2 protein-coding genes are annotated in these 1,850 nt (G+C 38.5%); both read right to left on the reverse strand.

The genetic code is table 11. From position 1 onward, the window contains the following. Positions 1–252: 252 nt before the first annotated feature. A complete protein-coding gene (locus C4S61_RS21555) occupies positions 253–1,077 on the reverse strand; it encodes a KilA-N domain-containing protein (protein WP_103926841.1) in 825 nt (274 codons plus the stop codon). Positions 1,078–1,155: 78 nt separating this feature from the next. Then, positions 1,156–1,734: a DUF6273 domain-containing protein gene (locus C4S61_RS21560; protein ID WP_103926842.1), complete on the reverse strand. Its 579-nt coding sequence runs from the start codon at positions 1,732–1,734 to the stop codon at positions 1,156–1,158. Between the last annotated feature and the right edge of the window lie 116 nt (positions 1,735–1,850).

Consider the following 1,850-nt stretch of genomic DNA (forward strand, 5'->3'; position numbering starts at 1 on the left):
GCCTTGCAGAGAGTGGTGGAATTTAGCAAAAAACGGTTAAGGGGCCTTTACCCCGTTAGCATACGAAGTCAACTTTTTTAAAGTAGGGGGAATGATCGCCAACGGTTTGCGGCTACACGCAGGCAGGAATTTTTAGCACTGAACTTCCTACGAAGAACCGAACTTCAAATATACCACTTTCCTGTCCTATGAAGCACGAAACCCCTGCTTGCGTGTAGGTGCTGTTAGCGGTTCTTTGTTGTTGCGGTCTTGTTATTTCAGGTTTTTAATTGCTTTACTTTCCGTCAAAGATTTCATCTGAGTTATGGCAACCTTGTTGAGCTGAATTAGTCTGTCGCTTTGTGCTAAAACTTGCTCAATGAGTAAGGCGTTAATACTTTCCATATTGCTCAATACAACCAACTGTTCCAATGTTGCATAATCTCTTATGTTTCCTGTTTTGTCGGGATTTTTATCTCTCCACTCTTTGGCTGTTGTTCCAAAAATTGCAACGTTCAGTAAGTCAGCCTCATTTGCATAGACAAAACTTGCTTGTTGTTTGGTAATTTCCTTCGGTATCAGATTTTCCTTGATTGCGTCAGTATGAATTTGATAATTGATTTTGGAAATAGTCCGTTGTAAGTTCCATTCTAATTTCAGTCGGTTGTTTTCGTCATCTTTCAGTCGTTGAAACTCTTTGATTACATAAAGTTTAAACTCTATGGAAATCCACGATGCAAATTCCAGAGCGATGTCTTTATGAGCAAAAGTTCCTCCGTATCTACCTGATTTTGAAACAATACCAATAGCATTTGTGTTTTCTATCCAACGCTTTGGAGTCATTACAAAGCTGTTCAGTCCTGCTTGTTTTCTAAACCCCTCGAATTCGAGGGGTTTAAAATCGGGATTGTAAATTGCTTCCCAAAAACCTAAAAGTTCTATGGTGTTTCGGTTTCTCATCCAGTTTTGAACGATAGTATCCGTATGTTCGGGGTCTTTGTGACGCGCTATATCGGTCAGGGAAATAAAGTCTTTGCTATTGTCTTCATACAAAACAATATCAACTCCCTGAACATTTATCTTTTTATTCTTTGCCATTATCTTTAGCCAATCTCTGTAAACAACAAAATTACAAAAATACGCAGTTAGCGGTTCGTTTGTTGTTTTTTCAAAGTATTATTCTACTAATTTTAACCATAATGCTGGGCGAACACCACCGCCATCTCTAGGTCTTCCATAAACGCCATTGCCACGAACATAAACATTGCCGTTAGAATTTACACTCGCAGATGTCCGTCCGTAGTATCCGGGAGAACGAAGTCGCCACCAATGATAAATATTACTATATTTTGCTTGTCGATTTAGGTCGTTTTCGTCTGAGATTAACCATTTCTGGTTGTCTTTAATTTTCAGGTTCTCATTACTGTTGCCAAAATATCCGCACACTTCTTCGAGGCTGAGTAGAAATATCTTGTCTGTAGTATTTGCACCTCCTTTTGTTTTAAACCATTGGTTATCGAGATTACTGTTTTCAACGGATAGTATCTTTCCTTTTTCTTCTCGGTTAAATGTGTTGAAAAATTCATTGTTAAGGTATCTTCTCAATTCGCTTTCCTCCCAAGTTATGTCCACAAAATCGTTGTGATACCAACGCAGTTCTATTATATCTTCTGTAATAATCAATGCTCTGTCGTCTTTAATGTCAAGCACTCGCCAGATATTGTTACCGAAAGTTATTAAGTCTTTTCTTTTCACTAATTGTCGTCTTTTGTACAATTCTGACTAACGGCACTCAAAACCCTTAAAATTCAGCTGTTTTGAGTCCTAGGTCGTCTTCGGTGAGTCCGTCCCGATAAATATCGGGATGCTTT

Source organism: Algoriphagus boritolerans DSM 17298 = JCM 18970 (assembly GCF_900108085.1).
Taxonomy (GTDB): Bacteria; Bacteroidota; Bacteroidia; order Cytophagales; family Cyclobacteriaceae; genus Algoriphagus; species Algoriphagus boritolerans.

Coding starts and splice junctions, on each gene's coding strand:
- C4S61_RS21555 (WP_103926841.1), bottom strand. CDS start 1,077: ATGGCAAAGAATAAAAAGATAAATGTTCAGGGAGTTGATATTGTTTTG.